The organism is Microbacterium sp. p3-SID336 (assembly GCF_025143365.1).
In the GTDB taxonomy this organism is placed as follows: domain Bacteria; phylum Actinomycetota; class Actinomycetes; order Actinomycetales; family Microbacteriaceae; genus Microbacterium.
Genome location: NZ_JALXPE010000022.1, coordinates 38,797 through 58,872 on the forward strand (window position 1 = coordinate 38,797; position 20,076 = coordinate 58,872).

The following is a 20,076-nucleotide window of genomic DNA, read 5'->3' on the forward strand; positions in this document are numbered from 1 at the left end:
CCTCGTGCCGGGGGAACCTAGACTGGCGCCATGCCCCTCATCGCGCTGACCGGCGGTATCGCGTCCGGGAAGTCCACCATCGCACGACGCCTCGCCGAGCACGGAGCGGTGGTGGTCGACGCCGACGCGATCGTCCGTGAGGTGCAGGCACCGGGATCGGCTGTGCTCGCACGCATCGCCCAGGTCTTCGGGCCGGACGTCATCGCGGAGGACGGCGCTCTGGACCGCCCCGCCCTCGGTGCGCGCGTGTTCGGGGATCCGGAGCTGCTCGCGCAGCTCAACGAGGTCGTGCACCCGGCGGTACGCGAGGAGTCGCAGCGCCGGTTCACCGAGGCGCTCTCCGCGGACCCTCGGACAGTGGTGGTCTACGACGTTCCGCTCCTCGTCGAGGCGCGCGTCGACGACCCCTGGGACCTGATCGTCGTCGCCCACGCACCGGTCGAGGAGCGCCTGCGACGACTGATCCAACTGCGCGGCCTGGACGAGGTCGCGGCGAGGGAGAGGATCGGGGCGCAGGTTCCGGACGAGAAGCGGCTCGCGATCGCGGACGTGGTGATCGATACGAGCGGTTCGCTGGAGCAGACCCTCGCTCAGACCGATGCCCTCTGGGAGCGTCTCGTCTCGCGCTGAGCGGCGCCCTCGCTCGCCTAGCATCCCTGCGGCGGTGGCGACAGTGGACTTTCGTCCACATCTGGTATTCTGGCTGCGGGCGTGGGGACGCACCAGGGGATGGTCTGCTGGGGGATAGCTTTTTCCACGCGTTGGGGAGTGGAAGAAGTGACTCAGTCGAGCCATGGCATCTCGCGTCGGACTCTGATCAAGGGCGCCGCGTGGTCGGCGCCCGTCATCGCGGTGGCTGTCGCCGCACCGCTGGCGGCGGCAAGCGGCACCGTCGTGCCGAACGGGGTCGCCAACTACTACTGGGACGCGGAGGCGCAGGGCGCCTTCACCAGCCTCGTGGCTGCCGGCGGAGGGCTCCGCGCCACCTTCAGCACGCAGATCAGCTACCGCGCCAACCCCTGGGTGAACCCGCCGTCCGGCGCCTCGCTCGTGGTGGTCGTCTCGTTCTCGTCGCCGGTCACGCTCGACCCCGCCTCCTCCTTCGGTCAGTGGACCCCGGTGCCCCCTGGGGGCTCGAGCGCCACGTCCTTCACCTTCACGCGCACGCCGTCGAGCTTCGGTGATGCGCTCTCGTTCAACGTCATCGGCACGGCGCCGGGCGCGCTGACCTCGACGGCGACGATGAGCCTCATCAACGGCGGCAGCGCGACGGCGACCACCGAGCCCTCGGCGCAGACGGCGACTCTGATCGCCTGACGCGGCCCCGATGTCGGAGGGGCGGAATACGCTGGAAGCATGCAGCCCACGCGCAGTGTCCGCCCCTTCGAGGTCATCAGCGAGTACGCCCCGGCCGGTGACCAGCCGCAGGCGATCGCCGAGCTCGCATCCCGCATCAATGCGGGTGAGACCGACGTCGTGCTCCTCGGTGCGACCGGTACCGGCAAGTCGGCGACGACGGCGTGGCTGGTCGAGCAGGTGCAGCGGCCCACCCTGGTGCTCGCGCACAACAAGACGCTGGCGGCGCAGCTCGCGAACGAGTTCCGCGAGCTCATGCCGAACAACGCGGTCGAGTACTTCGTCTCCTACTACGACTACTACCAGCCGGAGGCCTACGTCCCGCAGACCGACACCTTCATCGAGAAGGATTCGTCGATCAACGCGGAGGTCGAGCGGCTGCGGCACTCCACGACCAACTCGCTGCTCAGCCGCCGCGATGTGGTGGTCGTCTCCACGGTGTCCTGCATCTACGGCCTCGGTGCTCCCGAGGAATACCTGCGTGCGATGGTGGCCTTGCAGGTCGGCGAGCGGTACGACCGCGACGCGCTGATCCGCCAGTTCATCGCGATGCAGTACAACCGCAACGACGTCGACTTCTCCCGCGGCAACTTCCGTGTGCGCGGCGACACGATCGAGATCATCCCGGTCTACGAAGAGCACGCGATCCGCATCGAGCTGTTCGGCGACGAGATCGAGGCGCTCTACTCCCTGCACCCGCTCACCGGCGAGGTCATCGAGAAGCTCGACGCCGTGCCGATCTTCCCGGCGTCGCACTATGTTGCCGGAACGGACGTGATCCAGCGCTCCATCGGCACGATCGAGCACGAGCTCGAGGAGCGGCTGAAGGAGTTCGAACGGCAGGGCAAGCTGCTGGAGGCGCAGCGTCTCCGCATGCGCACGACGTTCGATCTCGAGATGCTGCAGCAGCTCGGATTCTGCTCCGGAATCGAGAACTACTCCCGGCACATGGACGGTCGCATGCCGGGCGAGCCGCCGCACACCCTGCTCGACTTCTTCCCCGACGACTTCCTGCTGGTGATCGACGAGTCCCACGTCACGGTGCCGCAGATCGGCGCGATGTACGAGGGCGACGCGTCGCGCAAGCGCACCCTGGTGGACCACGGCTTCCGTCTGCCGAGCGCGATGGACAACCGCCCCCTGCGGTGGGACGAGTTCAAGAACCGCGTGGGCCAGACTGTGTACCTGTCGGCCACCCCCGGCAAGTACGAGATGGGCATCGCCGACGGCGTGGTGGAGCAGATCATCCGTCCGACCGGGCTGGTCGATCCGGAGATCATCGTGAAGCCGTCGAAGGGGCAGATCGACGACCTGCTGGAGGAGATCCGCCTCCGCGTCGAGCGCGACGAGCGGGTGCTCGTGACGACGCTGACCAAGAAGATGGCCGAGGAGCTCACGGACTTCCTGGGCGAGCACGGAGTGCGGGTGCGCTACCTGCACTCCGACGTGGACACACTGCGCCGTGTCGAACTGCTCAGCGAGCTGCGCGCCGGTGTGTACGACGTCCTGGTGGGCATCAACCTCCTGCGTGAGGGCCTCGACCTCCCGGAGGTGTCGCTCGTGGCGATTCTCGACGCCGACAAGGAGGGCTTCCTGCGCTCGGGCACCTCGCTGATCCAGACCATCGGCCGTGCGGCGCGAAACGTCTCCGGCGAAGTGCACATGTACGCGGACAACATGACCGACTCCATGGCCAAGGCCATCGAGGAGACCGACCGTCGACGTGAGAAGCAGATCGCGTACAACAAGGAGAACGGCATCGACCCGCAGCCGCTGCGCAAGCGGATCGCCGACATCACCGAGGTGCTGGCGCGGGAAGGCGCCGACACCGCGGACATGATGTCAGGGCGCGGTCGTGCGTCCGGCAAGGGCAAGTCGCCGACGCCGAACCTGCGCCGCACGGGCATCGCCGCAGAAGGGGCGCAGCAGCTGGAGGCCACGATCCAGGACCTCACGGATCAGATGCTCGCCGCGGCGTCGGAGCTCAAGTTCGAGCTCGCCGGACGGCTGCGCGACGAGGTGCAGGACCTGAAGAAGGAACTGCGGTCGATGGAACGCGCGGGACACGCGTAGACGGTGCCGACAATGGATGCCGCGGGGGAGGAGCTGGCCGATCGCATCAGGGCTCTGCTGAGTGCGGACGCCTCGATCGAAGAGAGGCGCATGTTCGGGACCAGGGCGTTCCTCGACGAGGGCCGCATCCTGGTGGGCGCGCGGAAGAACGGGATCCTGCTCGTGCGCGTCGACGACGAGAACGGTGCGGCCATGCTCACGCTGCCGGGGGTCTCGCGGGCGGTGATGGGCTCACGCACCATGAGCTCCGGCTGGCTCGACGTGGCATCATCGGCGATCACCGACGATGTCACACTCATGATGTGGCTCGACGTGGCGCGCGAGTCCACCGGCGCCGCGGTCGAGACCCCCGAGGCGGAGGCCTCGACCGACGAGCAGCGCGACTAGGGGCAGTGCACCAGGGTCTTCGGTCCCGAGCGGTCGATCTCGTGCTCCGTCATGGGGGCGCCGCAGAGGGGGCACGCGCGTTCGGCGCGTTCGGCGGCACTGGGCGGAGGCGTCTTCTCGTACGGACCGACCGAGGCGGGGCCCGCGAGCCGGACGAGATTGGTGTTGACCCAGGTGTAGAGGCCGCCCGCTTCGCGGATGCGGGTGCGAAGCGGGGGCCGGTTGGAGTCCTTCGACATGTTCATTAGTGTACTAATGATTCGTGCAGATGTATAGTCGGAATCGTGACCGCAACCGATGACCTGCTCCGCTTGGAGAACCAGCTGTGCTTCGCGCTGGTGACCGCGGCCCGCAACGTCGTGGCCATCTACCGCCCGATTCTGGAGCCTCTCGGGCTCACGCACCCTCAGTACCTCGTGATGCTGGCGCTGTGGGAGCGGGCGCCCCGCACGCTGAACGACCTCGCCGCCGACCTGGCCCTGGAAGCGGCCACGGCGTCACCGCTCGTGAAGCGCCTCGAGGCCGACGGTCTCGTGACCCGCCAGCGTAGCGCCGAGGATGAGCGCCGCCTGGAGATCGCGCTCACCGATGCGGGAGTCGCGCTGCGGGAGCGCGCGGTCGACGTGCCGATGCAGGTGATGCGAGCGGTCGGCATGGGCATCGAGGAGATCGGTGCCCTGCGGGACGGCCTCGGCGCGTTCGCGGGTCGTCGCCCCGAACTGCCCTGATCGACACCCCCGCCCGAGCGACCGGTTCGACCCGGCCCCGCCCCTAGGGCGGATTCATGTCGCGCACCGAGGCCCCAGCCGTGGTGCCCGCACGCGCCGAGCCGCCGACCTCCCTGCGCGTGGTGACGTCGCTGAGCGCCACCGCCGCCCTCTTCGCGATGCTCACGCTCGCCGCCGTGCTCCAGGGGATTCCGCAGTTCGCGCCCCCGACTCCGCAGCCCAGGGAGCGGCCGGCGGAGGAGACGGTGATCCCGGAGGTCACCACGTCGCCGCCGCCCGTGATCGAGCCGCCCGAGGACACGCTGCTGATGCAGATCCTGGGGATCGTGTTCGGGGCGCTGCTGGCCCTGGTGGTCCTCGCCCTGCTCGTCGTCGTGCTGCGGTGGGCCATCCGCCGGCTCCGGGAGCTCTGGCGCGATCGACCAGGCGCCCGCCGTCCGGTCGCCGCTGCCACCGTCGAGCTCGTGGGCGACGGTGTCGAGGCGGAGCCGGACGAGGCCGTCATCCGCCGAGGCGTGTCGGACGCACTTCGAGCGATCGAGGACGGCGCCGACCCCGGCGATGCCATCGTGGCGGCATGGCTCGAGCTGGAGCGCTCGGCGCAGGACGCCGGTGCCGGTCGTGCGCGGAGCGAGACGCCGGGAGAGTTCACCGTCCGCATCATCAGTCGGCGCTCCGGTATCGCGGCGGACGTGCGCACTCTTCTCGGACTCTACGAACGCGTGCGCTTCGGCGGGATGCCCGCCGGCGAGGCGGACCGCGCGACGGCGGCAGCGAGCGTGCGGGGGATCAGGGCGGGGTGGCGATGACGGGCAGAATCGTGCTCCTGACCATCGGCGGGCTGGTCGCGGCGGCCCTGCTCGTGATCATGGTCAGCCTGGGGTTCCCGATCCTCTTCGCACTGTCCTGGATGCTGATCGCGGCCGCCGTCGTCCTCGCGAGCCGGCAGCCCTTCGTGGACGAGGGGGCCGCCTGGCCGCCGATGAAGCCGGCGCAGGAGGCGCGCGGCTCCGAGGTCTCCCGGCTGGCATGGGCCATCAACCCCCGCACCGGCGTCGCGGGGCACGTCGTGGTCCGCCGCGTGCAGAGCGTGCTGCGCCGCCGGCTCGCGCATCAGGGCCTCGACCTGGACGACCCGGCTCAGCACGAGGGCGTCGATGCGCTGCTCGGCGAGGGCGTACGGGAGGGACTGCATCGACGCGAGGTGCACACGGCCGACATCGAAAGGGCGCTCGACGCGCTCGACCGCATACCGAGCGAGCTGAAGGAGAACCGATGACCAGGGACGAGACGACGCAGATCGCCGAGGTCGGCCGCCGCGTGCTGGACGGCGTGCGCACGGCGGTCGTCGGCATGGACGAGCCGCTCACCGTCGCCCTCGCGACGATCCTCGCCGGCGGGCATGTGCTCTTCGAGGATGTGCCGGGGCTGGGCAAGACGCTGGCCGCACGCAGCCTCGCCAAAGCGCTCGGGCTCGACTTCCGCCGTCTGCAGTGCACCCCGGACATGCTCCCGGGCGACGTCACCGGCTCCTATGTGTATGCGCCGGCGGACGGCGACTTCGTGTTCCGCCCGGGGCCGCTGTTCACGGGGCTGCTCCTCGCCGACGAGGTAAACCGCACCACGCCCAAGACGCAGTCCGCGATGCTCGAGGCGATGGAAGAGCGACAGGTGACGGTGGAGGGCAACCGCTTCCCGCTTCCGCGACCCTTCCATGTGATCGCGACCTCCAACCCGATCGAGTACGAGGGCACGTATGCGCTCCCGGAGGCGCAGCTCGACCGGTTCATGGTGCGTCTTTCCGTCGGGTACCCCGAACCCGAGGACGAGACGCAGATCATCCTGGACCGCGTGCGACGGCAGACGCCGGACGTGCGAGTCGAGCCCGTGGTGGATGCCGAGGGGCTACTCGCGCTCCAGGCGGCCGTGGAGCGCATCCACGTGGACGCCGATGTCGCGCGCTACTGCGTCGAGCTGGCCAGGGCGACGCGCGACGCCGCGAACGTGTCGGTGGGTGCTTCCCCCCGCGGGTCCCAGGCGCTCGTGCTGCTGGGGCGTGCGCTCGCGGCCCTCGACGGGCGGGCCTACGTGCGCCCGGACGACATCAAGCGCATCGCCGTCCCGGTGCTGGCGCATCGCCTCACCCTCACCCCGCAGGCGTGGGCGCAGGGGGTCGATCCACGCAGTGTGGTGTCGGCGGTGCTCGCGCAGACGGCGGTGCCTCCCACGGTCGCGGCGGCGCGGTGACCGCGCGGACGACGAGGACCACCGTCGGCGCGGTGGGCTGGCGGCGAACCCCCGTGATCGCGGTCGGCTCCCTCGGCGCGGCGCTGCTCGCAGGGGGCGGGTTGACGTTCTCCCGCCCGGACGTGATCGGCATCGGGCTGCCTCTGGCGCTGACCGCGGTGTGGGCCGTGTGGGGACGCCCGCGCGATGGCGAGACCACGGTCACGCTGCGCGCGGAGGCGGCGGATATCGACGAGCCCCTCGTCCGGACGACCGCGGACATTGAGCTCGCCGCAGAGTGGGCGCAGGTCGCGGTGGAGCAGGAGGGGAGGCGGACGGGTCTCGCGGATGTGCGCCCAGGGTCCGGTGCGCTCAGAGCGCGCACGCGGCTGCAGCACTCCGGCCCTGTCGAGCTCCTCGCGCTGACCGTGCGCGGCACGGCGATGGACGGCGCCTGGGTGACCGCGCCAGGCCCGCGCAGCAGCATCGTCTGGAACGCGGCCCCCGGCGCCCGCCGAGCCGAGCGGCTTCCGGTGGCGGCGCGCCTGGGCGGTCTGCATGGCACGCACGAGGGGCGCCGTCTCGGTCAGGGCGGGGACTTCCATGACATCCATCCGTTCGTGCTCGGGGACGAGCTGCGGCGCGTGGACTGGCGCGCGACGGCCCGGGCCGCGCGGCGCCCCGGGGAACTGCTGGTGCGGCGCAGGAACGCCCTCAGCGAGTCCTCGGTCGTGCTCGCGGTGGACACCGCGGAGGAACTGGGGACAGCGGTCGCGGCGTGGGGGACGACGGATCCCGACCGGTCGGGCGTCACCTCGCTGGACCTGGCGCGCGAGGCGGCCATGTCCGTGGCGACCGCGGCGATCGAGTCCGGCGATCGGGTCGCGTACCATGCGCTGTCGCCCGGCGGGCAGAGCGTGCCGTCCGGCGGCGGACGTCGCCAGCTCGCCCTGGTGCGTGCGTCGATCGCTGCGACGGGGAAGAACGAGGACACGTCCTACCGCCGATCGCCGATCATCCCGCCGGGGTCGGTGGTATTCGTGCTGTCGACGTTCGCGGACGGTGTCGCCGCCCGGCTGGCGACGGGATGGCGCGCGGCGGGCCACGCGGTGGTGGCGGTGGACGTGCTGCCCGCACCGGACACCGCACGGCTCACGCGCGAGCAGCGCGTCGCCCTGCGGATGCTCCTGGCGGAGCGGGCCGACATCCTCGCCGAGCTGCGCGGCGCGGGGGTGCAGGTCATCGCGTGGGCGCAGGACGACGTGGACGTCGCGCTGCGGGTGGCCGCGGTGCTGCAGGAGCGCTTCAGGGCGGTGCGACCGTGAGCCGTCGCGTCCGCGGGTTCCGCGTAGGCGCCGCGCTTCCCGGTGCGGTGCTGCGGCTGGCGGTCGTCGCCGTGACACTGGTCGGCGCGCTCACGCTCCAGCCGTATCCGCTGTGGCAGGGTGTGGCCGTCGCCGCGGCGGTGGTCGCGGCCGTCCTTCCCCAGTCGCTCGCCGCCTGGGTGGGAGCGGCGTGTCTGCCGTTCGGCGTGATCCTGTCCGAGCCGGCGCCTGGGCGGACCGCGCTCGCCGTGCTGCTCGTGCACGCCATCCACGTCCTGGGCTCGCTCTCGCTGACGGTGCCGGCGCTGTCGTGGGTCGCGCTGCGGGTGCTCGTGCCGACGCTCGGGCGGTTCGTCGTGGTCCAGCTGGTGGCGCAGTCGGTCGTGCTCGGGGCATGGGCGCTCACGCAGCGCAGCGGCGACGGAGGTCCCTGGATCGCGCCGGTGGCGGCTGCCGGGCTCCTCGCCGGGGTCCTGCTGCTGCTCCGCTCCCTGCGAGGTATCGACGCGGGGAAAGCGGCCGCCGCGCCGGGTGTGGGCGGGGGGAAACGGCCGTAGCGGAGCCGATGTCCGTGGCCCCTCGTAGACTTGTTCGGTGCCCATCGTCCCCGTTGCGTCCCCAGGAAAACTCAGTGTCCGCGGTGCCCGCGTCCACAACCTCAAGAACGTCGACATCGACATCCCCCGTGATTCGCTCGTCGTCTTCACCGGCCTGTCGGGGTCGGGCAAGTCGAGCCTCGCGTTCGACACGATCTTCGCCGAGGGGCAGCGTCGCTACGTCGAATCGCTGAGCGCGTACGCGCGCCAGTTCCTCGGACAGGTGGACCGTCCGGACGTCGACTTCATCGAGGGTCTGAGCCCGGCGGTGTCGATCGACCAGAAGTCGACGAACCGCAACCCGCGCTCGACGGTCGGCACCATCACCGAGATCTACGACTACATGCGGCTGCTGTGGGCGCGGATCGGCGTTCCGCACTGTCCGGAGTGCGGTGAGAAGATCCAGCGCCAGACGGTGCAGCAGATCGCAGACCAGCTCATGGAGCTTCCGGAGCGCACCCGCTACCAGGTGGTCGCACCGATCGTCTCCCAGAAGAAGGGCGAGTTCGTCGACCTGTTCCGCGAGCTCGGCGCGAAGGGCTACTCGCGGGCGATCGTCGACGGCGACCTCATCCAGCTGGCCGAGCCGCCCACGCTGAAGAAGAGCTACAAGCACGACATTGCCGTGGTCGTCGACCGCCTCGTCGCCACGCCCGACATCCTCGGCCGCGTCACCGACTCGGTGGAGACGGCGCTGGGCCTCGCGGGCGGCGTGGTGCAGATCAACTACGTCGACGGCGAGGGCGACGACGCCTGGCAGACGTTCTCCGAGAAGCTCGCGTGCCCGAACGGTCACGCGCTGACGCTGACCGAGATCGAGCCTCGCACCTTCTCGTTCAACGCGCCGTTCGGCGCCTGCCCCGCCTGCTCCGGCCTGGGCACGCGCATGTCCGTCGACGTCGAGCTGATGCTGGGCGACGAAGACCTGTCGATCCGCGAGGGCGTCATCATCCCCTGGACCACGCAGGGCAAGGGGCTGTTCCAGTACTACGAGCGGCTGCTCGAAGGTCTCGCGCGCGATCTCGACTTCTCTCTCGACACACCCTGGCGCGAGCTCCACTCCGACGTGAAGGACGCGGTCCTCCGCGGCGAGAACTATAAGGTCACCGTCAAGTGGAAGAACCGGTACGGACGTGAGATGCGCTACGCGTCCGGGTTCGAGGGGGTGGTGCCGTACATCGAGCGGCAGTACCTCCAGGCCGAGTCCGACACGCAGCGCAGCCGCTGGGGCGAGTACCTCCGCGAGGTGCCCTGCCCGGTGTGCAACGGCGACCGCCTCAAGCCCGAGGTGCTGGCTGTGCGGGTGCACGGTCACTCGATCGCCGAGGTCTCGCACCTGAGCCTCGCCGACGCCAGGGACTTCATGGAGAAGCTGCACCTCACCGAGCGCGAGGCCAAGATCGCCGCGCAGGTGCTCCGAGAGATCCGGCTGCGCCTCGACTTCCTGCTGCAGGTGGGGCTGTCGTACCTGAACCTCAGCCGCTCTGCCGGCTCGCTGTCGGGCGGGGAGGCGCAGCGCATCCGTCTGGCCACGCAGATCGGCTCCGGCCTCACCGGGGTCCTCTACGTCCTCGACGAGCCCTCGATCGGGCTGCATCAGCGGGACAATCGCCGGCTCATCGAGACGCTGCTCACGCTGCGGGATCTCGGCAACACGCTGATCGTCGTCGAACACGACGAGGAGACCATCGAGGCCGCCGACTGGGTGGTCGACATCGGACCCGGCGCGGGGGTGAACGGCGGTGCCGTGGTGCACTCCGGCCCCTACTCCGCGCTGCTCGGTGACACCGAGTCGATGACCGGCGACTACCTCGCAGGGCGTCGCGAGATCCCGATGCCGGACAAGCGCAGGAAGATCGACAAGAAGCGCATGCTGAGCGTCGTCGGCGCCCGCGCGAACAACCTGCGCAACGTCACGGCGGACTTCCCGCTCGGAGTGCTCACCGCGGTCACCGGCGTCAGCGGGTCGGGCAAGTCGTCGCTCGTGAACGACATCCTGTACCAGGTGCTCGCGTCGCGTCTCAACGGGGCGCGCACCGTGCCGGGTAAGCACACCCGAGTGACCGGGCTCGACAACCTCGACAAGGTCGTGCACGTCGACCAGGCCCCGATCGGTCGCACCCCGCGCTCGAACCCGGCGACCTACACGGGCGTCTTCGACCGCATCCGCACCCTCTTCAGCGAGACGCCGGAGGCGAAGGTGCGCGGGTATCAGCCGGGGCGCTTCAGCTTCAACGTCAAGGGCGGCCGCTGCGAGGCCTGCTCCGGCGACGGCACGATCAAGATCGAGATGAACTTCCTGCCCGACGTCTACGTGGACTGTGAGGTCTGTCACGGCAAGCGGTACAACCGGGACACGCTCGCGGTGCACTACAAGGGCAAGAACATCGCCGAGGTGCTGGAGATGCCGATCGAGGAGGCCGCGGAGTTCTTCGAGCCGATCCAGGCGATCCACCGCTACATGAAGACGCTGGTGGACGTCGGCCTCGGCTACGTGCGGCTCGGTCAGTCCGCCACGACCCTGTCCGGCGGCGAGGCGCAGCGCGTCAAGCTCGCGACCGAGCTCCAGCGCCGCAGCAACGGGCGCAGCATCTACGTGCTCGACGAGCCGACGACCGGTCTGCACTTCGAAGACGTCCGCAAGCTCCTCGAGGTGCTCAACGGCCTCGTCGACAAGGGCAACACGGTCATCGTGATCGAGCACAACCTCGATGTGATCAAGTCGGCGGACTGGGTGATCGACCTCGGACCGGAGGGCGGGTCCGGTGGCGGCACCATTCTCGCGACGGGGACGCCCGAGCAGATCGCGCGGGTCGAGGAGAGCCACACCGGCCAGTTCCTCGCCGAGATCCTGGGTGAGGGGCGCGCTGCGCGGAAGGCCAGCTGATGGCGGACGTGCTGCCGTACAAGCCGCGGACGGGGGAGATCCCCACCGACCCCGGCGTGTACCGCTTCCGCGACGCCAACGGGCGGGTGCTCTACGTCGGCAAGGCGAAGAACCTGCGGCAGCGGCTCTCGAACTACTTCGCACCGCTGCGCACACTCCACGAGCGCACGCGGCGGATGGTCACGACGGCTGCCTCCGTGGAGTGGACGGTCGTGCCCACCGACGTGGACTCCCTGCAGCTGGAGTACATGTGGATCAAGGAGTTCGATCCGCCCTTCAACGTGAAGTACCGCGACGACAAGTCGTATCCGTTCATGGCGGTCACCCTGGGCGACGAGGCGCCGCGGGTGCTGGTGACCCGCAACAGGAGGATCCCCGGCGCGCGGTACTTCGGTCCGTACCCGAAGGTGTGGGCGGTGCACGAGACCATCGACCTGATGATCAAGGCCTTCCCGATCCGCACGTGCAGCGACGCGAGCTACAAGCGGGCGATGCAGACCGGCCGGCCGTGCTTCCCCGGGCAGATCGGCAAGTGCGGCGGGCCGTGCTCGATGACCGTGACGATCGAGGAGCATCGCGCCATGGTCGACGACTTCGTGGCGTTCATGGCGGGCGGGGACGAGCGGTTCACGCGCGAGCTCACGAAGCGCATGCTCGCGGCCTCCGCGGCGATGGACTACGAGACGGCGGCGAAGTACCGCGACAAGCTCTCGGCGATCGAGGCCGTGCTCGGCAAGAGCGCGCTCGTGCTTCCCGCCGACGAGGACGCCGACCTGTTCGGCATCGCCGAGGACGAGCTGGCCGCGGCCGTGCAGCACTTCGTCATCCGCGGCGGCCGCGTGCGCGGTGTGCGCGCGCTGACGATCGAGAAGGAGATCGACATCACGAGCGCCGAGCTCGTGGAACAGGTCCTGCAGCAGGCCTACGGTGAAGCGCAGGATGTGCCGCGGCGGATCCTCGTGCCGACCCTGCCCGACGACGCCGCCGAGCTCGAGCAGTGGCTCCGCGAGCGTCGCGGTCGCAAGGTCGAGATCGCCGTGGCACACCGTGGGCAGCGTGCTGACCTGATGCGCACCGCCACCCTGAACGCTCAGCAGGCGCTCATCCGCCACAAGACGCGTCGCACGAGCGACTACGTCGCCCGCACCCAGGCCCTGACCGACCTGCAGGAGGCGCTGGGGATGGACGAGGCGCCGCTGCGGATCGAATGCTTCGACATCTCGCACCTCGGCGGCACGAACGTCGTCGCCTCGATGGTCGTCTTCGAGGACGGGCTTCCGCGTAAGGACCAGTACCGCACGTTCGGGATCGCCGAGACCACGGACGACACCGATTCGATGTATCAGGTGCTGCGGCGTCGGCTGGCCTACCTCGACCGGCCGGAGGTCGAGGAGGCGATCGACCCCACGACGTCGGACGTGGTGGGGGAGGACGTGGGCGAGGCGGGCGTCCGCCGCAAGCCTCGCTTCGCGTATCCGCCGCAGCTGCTGCTGGTCGACGGCGGCAAGCCGCAGGTCGAGGCCGCAGCGCGTGCCCTTCGCGACGCTGGGCACACCGAGATCGCGGTCTGCGGCATCGCCAAGCGCCTGGAGGAGGTGTGGCTCCCCGGCGACGACTTCCCGGTGATCCTGCCGCGCACCAGCGAGGCGCTGTACCTGCTGCAGCGCCTGCGCGATGAGGCCCATCGCTTCGCGATCACGCACCAGCGGAAAAAGCGCAAGAAAGACATCACGACCGTGCTGGCCGAGGTGCCGGGACTGGGTGCCTCGCGGATCAAGGTGCTGTTGAAGCACTTCGGCTCAGTCACGGCGCTGCGCGCGGCCGAACCGGGCGAGATCCAGCAAGTGCAGGGCATCGGCCCCGTGCTCGCCGAGAACATCCATACGCACCTGTCCACTCGCTAGGCTGGGAGGCCGAGGGGGGAGAAGGAGCACTGAGCGATGACTGACGGGGAGAAGGGCGAGTTCCTCATCGTCACCGGGATGTCCGGCGCGGGTCGGACGACGGCGGCGAATGCGCTGGAGGACCTCGGCTGGTATGTCGTCGACAACCTGCCGCCGCAGATCCTGCGGCCCCTGCTCGATCTCACGGGAATGGGCGGTGATTCGCTGCCGAAGGTCGCCGCCGTGGTCGATGTGCGGGGTCGCAACCTCTTCGACGACTTCCCCGGGGTCGCCCGACTCCTGCGCACGCGCGGTGAGATCAGGGTCCTCTTCCTCGACGCCTCCGACGACGTGCTGGTGCGCCGCTTCGAATCGGTGCGCCGACCGCATCCGCTCCAGGGCGACGGCACGCTGCTCGACGGGATCCGCACGGAGCGCACGCGGCTCGCCCCCATCCGCGAGGCCGCCGATCTGGTGATCGACACCTCGTCGCTGAACATCCATCAGCTCGCTACGCAGGTGTCGGACATCTTCTCCGAGGAGGGCGAGGCGCGCCATCGGGTGACGCTGCTCAGCTTCGGCTTCAAGTACGGTCTGCCGACGGACGTCGACCTCGTCGCCGACATGCGGTTCCTCCCGAACCCATACTGGAACGAGGAGCTGCGCGGGCTGACCGGCCAGGACGAGACCGTGCGCGAGTACGTGCTGTCCCGCGACGGTGCCACGGAGTTCCTCGATGCGTACGCCAAGGCGCTCGTCCCGGTGCTCGAGGGGTATCAGCGCGAGAACAAGAGCCACTCCACGATCGCGATCGGCTGCACGGGTGGCAAGCACCGCTCGGTGGCGATGTCGGAGGAGCTGGCGCGCCGATTGGCGGCGATCCCCGGTGTCGCGGTCAACGTGCGGCACCGCGACCTCGGCAGGGAGTAGTCGCCCAGGCGAGTAGGCTGGAGGTTTGCGTCGCGACCCGGCGCGTGAACGTGAAGGAGTCTCGTGGCACTAACCACCGACGTCAAGGCTGAGCTCGTCAGCATCCGCAATGCACCCCCGACGGTGCGCGTCGCGGAGGTGACGGCCATCCTCCGGTTCGCCGGTGGCCTGCATTCGATCGCCGGCCGCGTGGCCGTGGAGGCGGAGGTCGACGCGGAGACGCTCGCCCGCCGCGTGGCCAGGGATCTCGCGGAGATCTACGGCGTTCGTCCCGAGATCGCTCAGGTGCAGTCCAGCACGGCCAACGACGGCGCCCGCTGGGCGGTGCGCGTGATCGCCCAGGGCGAGACGCTCGCCCGCCAGACCGGTCTGCTCGACCAGCGGCGTCGGCCGGTGCGCGGCCTGCCGAACCGGCTCACCACGGGATCGCGTGCGGAGATCGCCGGTCTCTGGCGGGGTGCGTTCCTCGCCGCAGGAACCCTCAGCGAGCCCGGCCGCTCGGCGATGCTCGAGGTCGCCTGCCCGTCCTCGGAGGCTGCCATGGCCCTCGTCGGCGCCGCCCACCGACTCGGCGTGGCGGCCAAGGCACGCGAGGTGCGCGGCATGCCCCGCGTCGTGGTGCGCGAGGGTGAGGCCATCCGCACGATCCTCAGCGAGATGGGCGCGCAGCGCACCGCTCTCGCCTGGGAGGAGCTCCGTCAGCGCCGCGAGGTGCGCGCCGGGGTCAATCGTCTGGTGAACTTCGACGACGCGAACCTGCGCCGTTCCGCCCAGGCCGCCGTCGCGGCGTGCGCGCGCGTGGAGCGCGCGCTGGAGATCCTCGCCGATGACGTCCCCGACCACCTGCGCGTCGCGGGGGAGCTGCGTCTCGCCCACCGGGACGCCAGCCTCGACGAGCTCGGTCATCACGCCGACCCGCCGCTGACGAAGGACGCCGTCGCCGGCCGCATCCGCCGCCTGCTGGCGATGGCCGACAAGCGCGCGCAGCAGGAGGGCGTCCCGGGGACGGAGGCGGCCGTGCCCGCCGGACTCGACGTCTGACCCTGCCCTGAAGCCTCGATGGCCCGTCACCTCTACCGGGGTGGCGGGCCTTCGTCAACGGCAGGAAGGTTCCGGACCGTGCTCGCGTTGTCCTCAGTAGGATGAGAGACGTCCGCTCCACGCCGCACTTCGGTGGCGCGGAGGATCGGCAAGCGCCGCGGCGCGGCGCGGATTGGATGAAAGCGATATGGCGACCTACACGCTCCCCGACCTCCCGTACGACTTCGCAGCTCTCGAGCCGCACATCAGCGGCAAGATCATGGAACTGCACCACGACAAGCACCACGCGACCTACGTCGCCGGTGCGAACACCGCGCTCGAGCAGCTCGCCGAGGCCCGCGAGAGCGGCAACCTCGCGAACGTCAACAAGCTCGAGAAGGACCTCGCCTTCAACCTCGGCGGCCACGTCAACCACTCGATCTTCTGGACCAACCTCTCGCCGAATGGCGGCGGTCAGCCCGAGGGCGAGCTCAAGGCCGCGATCGACGAGTACTTCGGCTCGTTCGAGAAGTTCCAGGCGCACTTCACGGCTGCCGCGACCGGCATCCAGGGCTCTGGTTGGGCGGTGCTCAGCTGGGACCCGATCGGTGCACGTCTCATCATCCAGCAGCTCTTCGACCAGCAGTCCAACACGGCACAGGGCACGGTGCCGCTGTTCCAGCTGGACATGTGGGAGCACGCCTTCTACCTGGACTACCTCAACGTCAAGGCCGACTACGTGAAGGCCGCGTGGAACATCGCCAACTGGGAGAACGTCGCCCAGCGCTTCGAGGTCGCCCGCGAGAAGACGAACGGCCTGCTGGTACTGTCGTAATCGGGTCGCGTCCCGGCGGGCCCACGGCTCGTCGGGGCGCCATCTCAGCCAAAAAACCCGCGCATGGCGCACGCTCGACGGCGGCGCCAGACGCATGAGAAACAGGGAGACCTGAGTGTCTGTCAAGATCGGTATCAACGGCTTCGGCCGCATCGGACGCAACTACTTCCGCGCGGCTCTCGCGCAGGGAGCAGACCTTGAGATCGTCGCGGTCAACGACCTCACCGACAACAAGACCCTGGCACACCTGCTGAAGTACGACTCGGTCGGCGGCGTCCTCGACGCGCAGATCACGTACGACGACGACAGCATCACCGTCGACGGCAAGCAGATCAAGGCCTTCGCGGAGCGCGACCCCGCCAACCTCCCGTGGGGCGAGCTGGGTGTCGACATCGTGATCGAGTCGACCGGCTTCTTCACCAACGCCGACGCGGCGCGCAAGCACATCGAGGCGGGCGCGAAGAAGGTCCTCATCTCGGCCCCGGCGACGGGCGACGACCGCACCATCGTGATGGGCGTCAACGAGGAGACCTACAACCCGGAGACGGACCACATCATCTCCAACGCCTCGTGCACCACGAACTGCCTGGCACCGCTGGCGAAGGTCTTCAACGACGCGTTCGGCATCGACCGCGGCTTCATGATGACCGCCCACGCCTACACGGCCGACCAGAACCTGCAGGACGGCCCGCACAAGGACCTCCGTCGTGCCCGCGCCGCTGCGATCAACATCACGCCCGCGTCGACCGGTGCCGCCAAGGCCATCGGCCTGGTGCTGCCGGAGCTGAACGGCAAGCTCAGCGGCTCCTCGTACCGCGTGCCGGTGCCCACGGGCTCCATCGTCGACCTCACCCTCATCACCGACCGCGAGAACCTGACGGTCGACGAGGTCAACGAGGCGTACCGCGCCGCCGCTGCCGAGGGTCGCCTCGCCGGCTACCTGCAGTACAACGAGGACCCGATCGTCTCGAGCGACATCGTGCACAACCCGCACTCCTCGATCTTCGACTCGACGCTCACCAACGTGAGCGGCAACCTGATCAAGGTGTCCAGCTGGTACGACAACGAGTGGGGCTACTCCAACCGTCTCGTCGACCTGACCGAGTACGTGGCCGAGCGCCTCTAAACTCAGACACATGACTCTGCGCACCCTGGATTCCCTGGGGTCGCTCGAGGGCAAGCGCGTCATCGTCCGTTGTGATCTCAATGTCCCCCTGCGGGACGGGGTCATCACGGACGATGGCCGCGTTCGGGCCTCGTTGCCGACTCTGAACGCTCTCATCAACGCCGGCGCCCGTGTCGTCGTGTGCTCGCACCTCGGGCGACCCGACGGTGCTCCCGACCCGCAGTACAGCCTCGAGCCGGTGGCTCAGCGTCTGTCCGAGCTGCTCGGCGCGCCGGTCGCGTTCGCGCGCGACACGGTCGGCGAGTCCGCGAAGGAGGCAGTGGCCTCGCTGGAGGACGGCGGCGTGGTGGTGATCGAGAACCTCCGCTTCAACCCGGGGGAGACCTCGAAGGACGAGGGCGAGCGGTCGGCGTTCGCCGCCCAGCTCGCGGAGCTCGGTGACGTGCTCGTCTCCGACGGCTTCGGCGTGGTGCACCGCAAGCAGGCCAGCGTCTACGAGCTCGCCCAGCTGCTGCCGTCGGCGGCGGGCCTGCTGATCGCGGCGGAGCTCGACGTGCTCGACCGGCTCACGGAGAACCCCGAGCGTCCCTACGCGGTCGTGCTCGGCGGGTCGAAGGTCAGCGACAAGCTCGGAGTCATCTCGCACCTGCTGCCTCGCGTGGATCGCATCCTCGTGGGCGGCGGCATGCTCTTCACCTTCCTCAAGGCACAGGGCCATCCTGTCGCGTCGAGCCTCCTCGAAGAGGACCAGCTCGACACGGTTCGCGGCTACATCGCCGAAGCCGCCGAGCGCGGCGTGGAGCTCGTGCTCCCCACCGACGTGGTGGTCGCAGAGTCCTTCTCGGCCGACGCGGCGCACGAGGTCGCAGCGGCCGACGCGATCGAGGACACCGCGTTCGGCGCCGCCGGCATCGGGCTCGACATCGGTCCGGAGACGGCGGCGCGCTTCGCCGAGGTCATCCGCTCCTCGACGACGGTCTTCTGGAACGGGCCCATGGGCGTGTTCGAGTTCCCGGCGTTCGCCGCCGGCACCAAGGCCGTCGCGCAGGCGCTGACCGAGGTGCAGGGACTGAGCGTCGTGGGCGGGGGAGACTCGGCCGCGGCCGTGCGTCAGCTCGGCTTCGCGGACGACCGCTTCGGCCACATCTCGACCGGCGGCGGAGCAAGCCTCGAGTTCCTCGAGGGCAAGAAACTACCTGGGCTGGAGGTCCTCGGATGGGCGTGAGCTCCCGTACCCCGCTGATCGCGGGCAACTGGAAGATGAACCTGGACCACCTGCAGGCGGTCGCGTTCGTGCAGAAGCTGCACTGGACGCTGAAGGATGCGAAGCACGAGGACGGCTCGGTCGAGGTCGCGGTGTTCCCGCCCTTCACCGACATCCGCAGCGTGCAGACGTTGATCGACGCGGACAAGATCCCGTTCGCCTTCGGCGCGCAGGATGTGTCGGCACACGACTCCGGTGCGTACACCGGCGAGGTGTCCGGTGCGTTCCTGGCGAAGCTCGACGCGAAGTACGTCATCATCGGCCACTCCGAGCGGCGTGAATACCACTCGGAGTCGGACGAGGTCGTGGCGGCGAAGGTGAAGGCCTCGCTGAAGCACGGTCTGGTGCCGGTGATCTGCGTCGGCGAGACGGCGGAGGACCTGGAGAAGTTCGGCGCGAGCGCGGTTCCGGCCGGTCAGCTCGAGGCGGCGCTGCAGGGCGTGTCCCCGTCGGCGGACATCGTCGTGGCGTATGAGCCGGTGTGGGCCATCGGCTCCGGTCAGGCTGCGACGCCGCGGCAGGCGCAGGACGTGTGCGCGGCGCTCCGTGGCGTTATCGCGAAGGTCCTCGGCGACGAGGCCGCAGCGCGCACGCGCATCCTCTACGGCGGATCGGTGAAGGCCGCGAACATCGCGAGCTTCATGCGCGAGCCCGACGTGGACGGCGCTCTGGTCGGTGGCGCAAGCCTGGTGGTCGACGAGTTCGCCGCCATCATCCGCTTCGAGAAGCACGTCGGCGTGTGAGTGCGGCGGGGCTCCGGCCCCGCTGCACCGTATACTTGACCGTTACGGGGGCGCTCCGGCCCCAGCGAAAGGCTCTTTCTCGTGGCAATTCTCGAGTTCGTCCTGCAGGTCGTGCTGGGTATCACCAGCGTGCTGCTGACCCTCCTCATCCTTCTGCACAAGGGCCGCGGTGGCGGCCTCTCCGACATGTTCGGCGGAGGGATGACCACTGCGGTGGGTTCCTCCGGTCTCGCGGAGCGGAACCTCAACCGCTTCACCGTCGTCCTCGCGCTGACCTGGTTCGTCGCCATCGTCGCGCTCGGCCTCATCACGAAGTTCGAGGTGATCTGATGGCTACCGGTGGCAACGCGATCCGTGGGACCCGGGTGGGTTCCGGCCCGATGGGCGAGCAGGACCACGGCTACCACGCCGACCGCATCGCGGTGTCGTACTGGGACGGGCTCGGCAACGAGACGGTGCGGTACTTCGCGGCTGGTCTGCCCGAGGAGGAGATCCCGGAGATCATCGATCACCCGCAGTCGGGTCTCCCGGCCGGTCGGGACAAGGAGAACCCTCCCGCTGTCGCGAAGACGGAGCCGTACAAGACGCACCTCGCGTACGTGAAGGAGCGTCGTACCGATGAGGAGGCCGTCCAGCTCCTCGAGGATGCGCTCACCCAGCTGCGTGAGCGCCGGGGGCAGTGACCTCCCGCTGACAT

21 protein-coding genes are annotated in these 20,076 nt (G+C 69.6%); 20 read left to right on the forward strand and 1 reads right to left on the reverse strand.

Annotation, left to right across the window (positions count from 1 at the left end):
* The first annotated feature begins 30 nt into the window (after positions 1-30).
* The 4 genes from coaE to M3C17_RS08405 all read left to right on the forward strand — a co-directional run bounded on the left by coaE (position 31) and on the right by M3C17_RS08405 (position 3,816).
* On the forward strand, positions 31-630 hold the full coding sequence (gene coaE, locus M3C17_RS08390; RefSeq protein WP_259977198.1) for a dephospho-CoA kinase: 600 nt from the start codon (positions 31-33) through the stop codon (positions 628-630).
* 138 nt (positions 631-768) lie between these two features.
* Positions 769-1,317, forward strand: a complete 549-nt coding sequence (locus M3C17_RS08395) for a hypothetical protein (protein WP_259977200.1) — start codon at positions 769-771, stop codon at positions 1,315-1,317.
* A gap of 39 nt (positions 1,318-1,356) precedes the next feature.
* Positions 1,357-3,429, forward strand: a complete 2,073-nt coding sequence (gene uvrB / locus M3C17_RS08400) for an excinuclease ABC subunit UvrB (protein WP_259977201.1) — start codon at positions 1,357-1,359, stop codon at positions 3,427-3,429.
* Between the two features lie 12 nt (positions 3,430-3,441).
* Positions 3,442-3,816 (forward strand): TfoX/Sxy family protein, encoded by a 375-nt coding sequence (locus tag M3C17_RS08405; RefSeq protein WP_259977202.1) that lies wholly within the window; start codon positions 3,442-3,444, stop codon positions 3,814-3,816.
* Here M3C17_RS08405 and M3C17_RS08410 read toward each other — a convergent pair.
* Entirely contained in the window at positions 3,813-4,061 is a 249-nt protein-coding gene (locus M3C17_RS08410; RefSeq protein ID WP_396819885.1) for a hypothetical protein, read from the reverse strand. The genes M3C17_RS08405 and M3C17_RS08410 overlap by 4 nt on opposite strands.
* Before the next feature lie 39 nt (positions 4,062-4,100).
* Here M3C17_RS08410 and M3C17_RS08415 point away from each other — a divergent pair, with 39 nt between their 5' ends.
* From M3C17_RS08415 to M3C17_RS08490, 16 genes are all read left to right on the forward strand, one after another.
* The gene (locus tag M3C17_RS08415) at positions 4,101-4,544 is read left to right on the forward strand and encodes a MarR family winged helix-turn-helix transcriptional regulator (protein WP_259977204.1); all 444 of its coding nucleotides are present in this window, start codon (positions 4,101-4,103) and stop codon (positions 4,542-4,544) included.
* A 56-nt stretch (positions 4,545-4,600) separates the two neighbouring features.
* Positions 4,601-5,353 carry a DUF4129 domain-containing protein gene (locus M3C17_RS08420; RefSeq protein ID WP_259977205.1) on the forward strand — a complete coding sequence of 251 codons (753 nt, stop codon included), beginning with the start codon at positions 4,601-4,603 and terminating at the stop codon, positions 5,351-5,353.
* On the forward strand, positions 5,350-5,823 hold the full coding sequence (locus M3C17_RS08425) for a hypothetical protein (RefSeq protein WP_259977206.1): 474 nt from the start codon (positions 5,350-5,352) through the stop codon (positions 5,821-5,823). Before M3C17_RS08420 ends, M3C17_RS08425 begins: the two co-directional genes overlap by 4 nt.
* Positions 5,820-6,791 carry a MoxR family ATPase gene (locus tag M3C17_RS08430; RefSeq protein WP_259977207.1) on the forward strand — a complete coding sequence of 324 codons (972 nt, stop codon included), beginning with the start codon at positions 5,820-5,822 and terminating at the stop codon, positions 6,789-6,791. Before M3C17_RS08425 ends, M3C17_RS08430 begins: the two co-directional genes overlap by 4 nt.
* Positions 6,788-8,095, forward strand: coding sequence for a DUF58 domain-containing protein (locus M3C17_RS08435; protein WP_259977208.1), 1,308 nt, complete (start codon positions 6,788-6,790; stop codon positions 8,093-8,095). The genes M3C17_RS08430 and M3C17_RS08435 overlap by 4 nt, the downstream gene beginning before the upstream one ends.
* The gene (locus M3C17_RS08440; RefSeq protein ID WP_259977209.1) at positions 8,092-8,652 is read left to right on the forward strand and encodes a hypothetical protein; all 561 of its coding nucleotides are present in this window, start codon (positions 8,092-8,094) and stop codon (positions 8,650-8,652) included. Before M3C17_RS08435 ends, M3C17_RS08440 begins: the two co-directional genes overlap by 4 nt.
* Positions 8,653-8,689: 37 nt before the next feature.
* The gene (uvrA, locus tag M3C17_RS08445) at positions 8,690-11,578 is read left to right on the forward strand and encodes an excinuclease ABC subunit UvrA (RefSeq protein WP_259977210.1); all 2,889 of its coding nucleotides are present in this window, start codon (positions 8,690-8,692) and stop codon (positions 11,576-11,578) included.
* Complete coding sequence (uvrC, locus tag M3C17_RS08450) at positions 11,578-13,482, forward strand: excinuclease ABC subunit UvrC (protein WP_259977211.1); 1,905 nt, start codon at positions 11,578-11,580, stop codon at positions 13,480-13,482. Before uvrA ends, uvrC begins: the two co-directional genes overlap by 1 nt.
* Before the next feature lie 36 nt (positions 13,483-13,518).
* Positions 13,519-14,391 (forward strand): RNase adapter RapZ, encoded by an 873-nt coding sequence (gene rapZ / locus M3C17_RS08455; protein ID WP_259977212.1) that lies wholly within the window; start codon positions 13,519-13,521, stop codon positions 14,389-14,391.
* A 63-nt stretch (positions 14,392-14,454) separates the two neighbouring features.
* Complete coding sequence (gene whiA / locus M3C17_RS08460) at positions 14,455-15,432, forward strand: DNA-binding protein WhiA (protein WP_259977213.1); 978 nt, start codon at positions 14,455-14,457, stop codon at positions 15,430-15,432.
* A gap of 187 nt (positions 15,433-15,619) precedes the next feature.
* Positions 15,620-16,246 (forward strand): superoxide dismutase, encoded by a 627-nt coding sequence (locus tag M3C17_RS08465; protein WP_259977214.1) that lies wholly within the window; start codon positions 15,620-15,622, stop codon positions 16,244-16,246.
* Between the two features lie 115 nt (positions 16,247-16,361).
* On the forward strand, positions 16,362-17,372 hold the full coding sequence (gene gap, locus M3C17_RS08470; RefSeq protein WP_259977215.1) for a type I glyceraldehyde-3-phosphate dehydrogenase: 1,011 nt from the start codon (positions 16,362-16,364) through the stop codon (positions 17,370-17,372).
* Between the two features lie 10 nt (positions 17,373-17,382).
* Entirely contained in the window at positions 17,383-18,597 is a 1,215-nt protein-coding gene (locus M3C17_RS08475) for a phosphoglycerate kinase (RefSeq protein WP_259977216.1), read from the forward strand.
* A complete protein-coding gene (gene tpiA, locus M3C17_RS08480; RefSeq protein ID WP_259977217.1) occupies positions 18,588-19,379 on the forward strand; it encodes a triose-phosphate isomerase in 792 nt (263 codons plus the stop codon). Before M3C17_RS08475 ends, tpiA begins: the two co-directional genes overlap by 10 nt.
* Positions 19,380-19,460: 81 nt before the next feature.
* Complete coding sequence (gene secG, locus M3C17_RS08485; protein ID WP_101845144.1) at positions 19,461-19,709, forward strand: preprotein translocase subunit SecG; 249 nt, start codon at positions 19,461-19,463, stop codon at positions 19,707-19,709.
* Complete coding sequence (locus tag M3C17_RS08490; protein WP_259977218.1) at positions 19,709-20,062, forward strand: RNA polymerase-binding protein RbpA; 354 nt, start codon at positions 19,709-19,711, stop codon at positions 20,060-20,062. Before secG ends, M3C17_RS08490 begins: the two co-directional genes overlap by 1 nt.
* Positions 20,063-20,076 lie beyond the last annotated feature (14 nt).

Coding starts and splice junctions, on each gene's coding strand:
- coaE (WP_259977198.1), top strand. CDS start 31: ATGCCCCTCATCGCGCTGACCGGCGGTATCGCGTCCGGGAAGTCCACC.
- uvrB (WP_259977201.1), top strand. CDS start 1,357: ATGCAGCCCACGCGCAGTGTCCGCCCCTTCGAGGTCATCAGCGAGTAC.
- M3C17_RS08405 (WP_259977202.1), top strand. CDS start 3,442: ATGGATGCCGCGGGGGAGGAGCTGGCCGATCGCATCAGGGCTCTGCTG.
- M3C17_RS08410 (WP_396819885.1), bottom strand. CDS start 4,061: ATGAACATGTCGAAGGACTCCAACCGGCCCCCGCTTCGCACCCGCATC.
- M3C17_RS08420 (WP_259977205.1), top strand. CDS start 4,601: ATGTCGCGCACCGAGGCCCCAGCCGTGGTGCCCGCACGCGCCGAGCCG.
- M3C17_RS08425 (WP_259977206.1), top strand. CDS start 5,350: ATGACGGGCAGAATCGTGCTCCTGACCATCGGCGGGCTGGTCGCGGCG.
- M3C17_RS08430 (WP_259977207.1), top strand. CDS start 5,820: ATGACCAGGGACGAGACGACGCAGATCGCCGAGGTCGGCCGCCGCGTG.
- uvrC (WP_259977211.1), top strand. CDS start 11,578: ATGGCGGACGTGCTGCCGTACAAGCCGCGGACGGGGGAGATCCCCACC.
- rapZ (WP_259977212.1), top strand. CDS start 13,519: ATGACTGACGGGGAGAAGGGCGAGTTCCTCATCGTCACCGGGATGTCC.
- M3C17_RS08465 (WP_259977214.1), top strand. CDS start 15,620: ATGGCGACCTACACGCTCCCCGACCTCCCGTACGACTTCGCAGCTCTC.
- M3C17_RS08475 (WP_259977216.1), top strand. CDS start 17,383: ATGACTCTGCGCACCCTGGATTCCCTGGGGTCGCTCGAGGGCAAGCGC.
- tpiA (WP_259977217.1), top strand. CDS start 18,588: ATGGGCGTGAGCTCCCGTACCCCGCTGATCGCGGGCAACTGGAAGATG.
- M3C17_RS08490 (WP_259977218.1), top strand. CDS start 19,709: ATGGCTACCGGTGGCAACGCGATCCGTGGGACCCGGGTGGGTTCCGGC.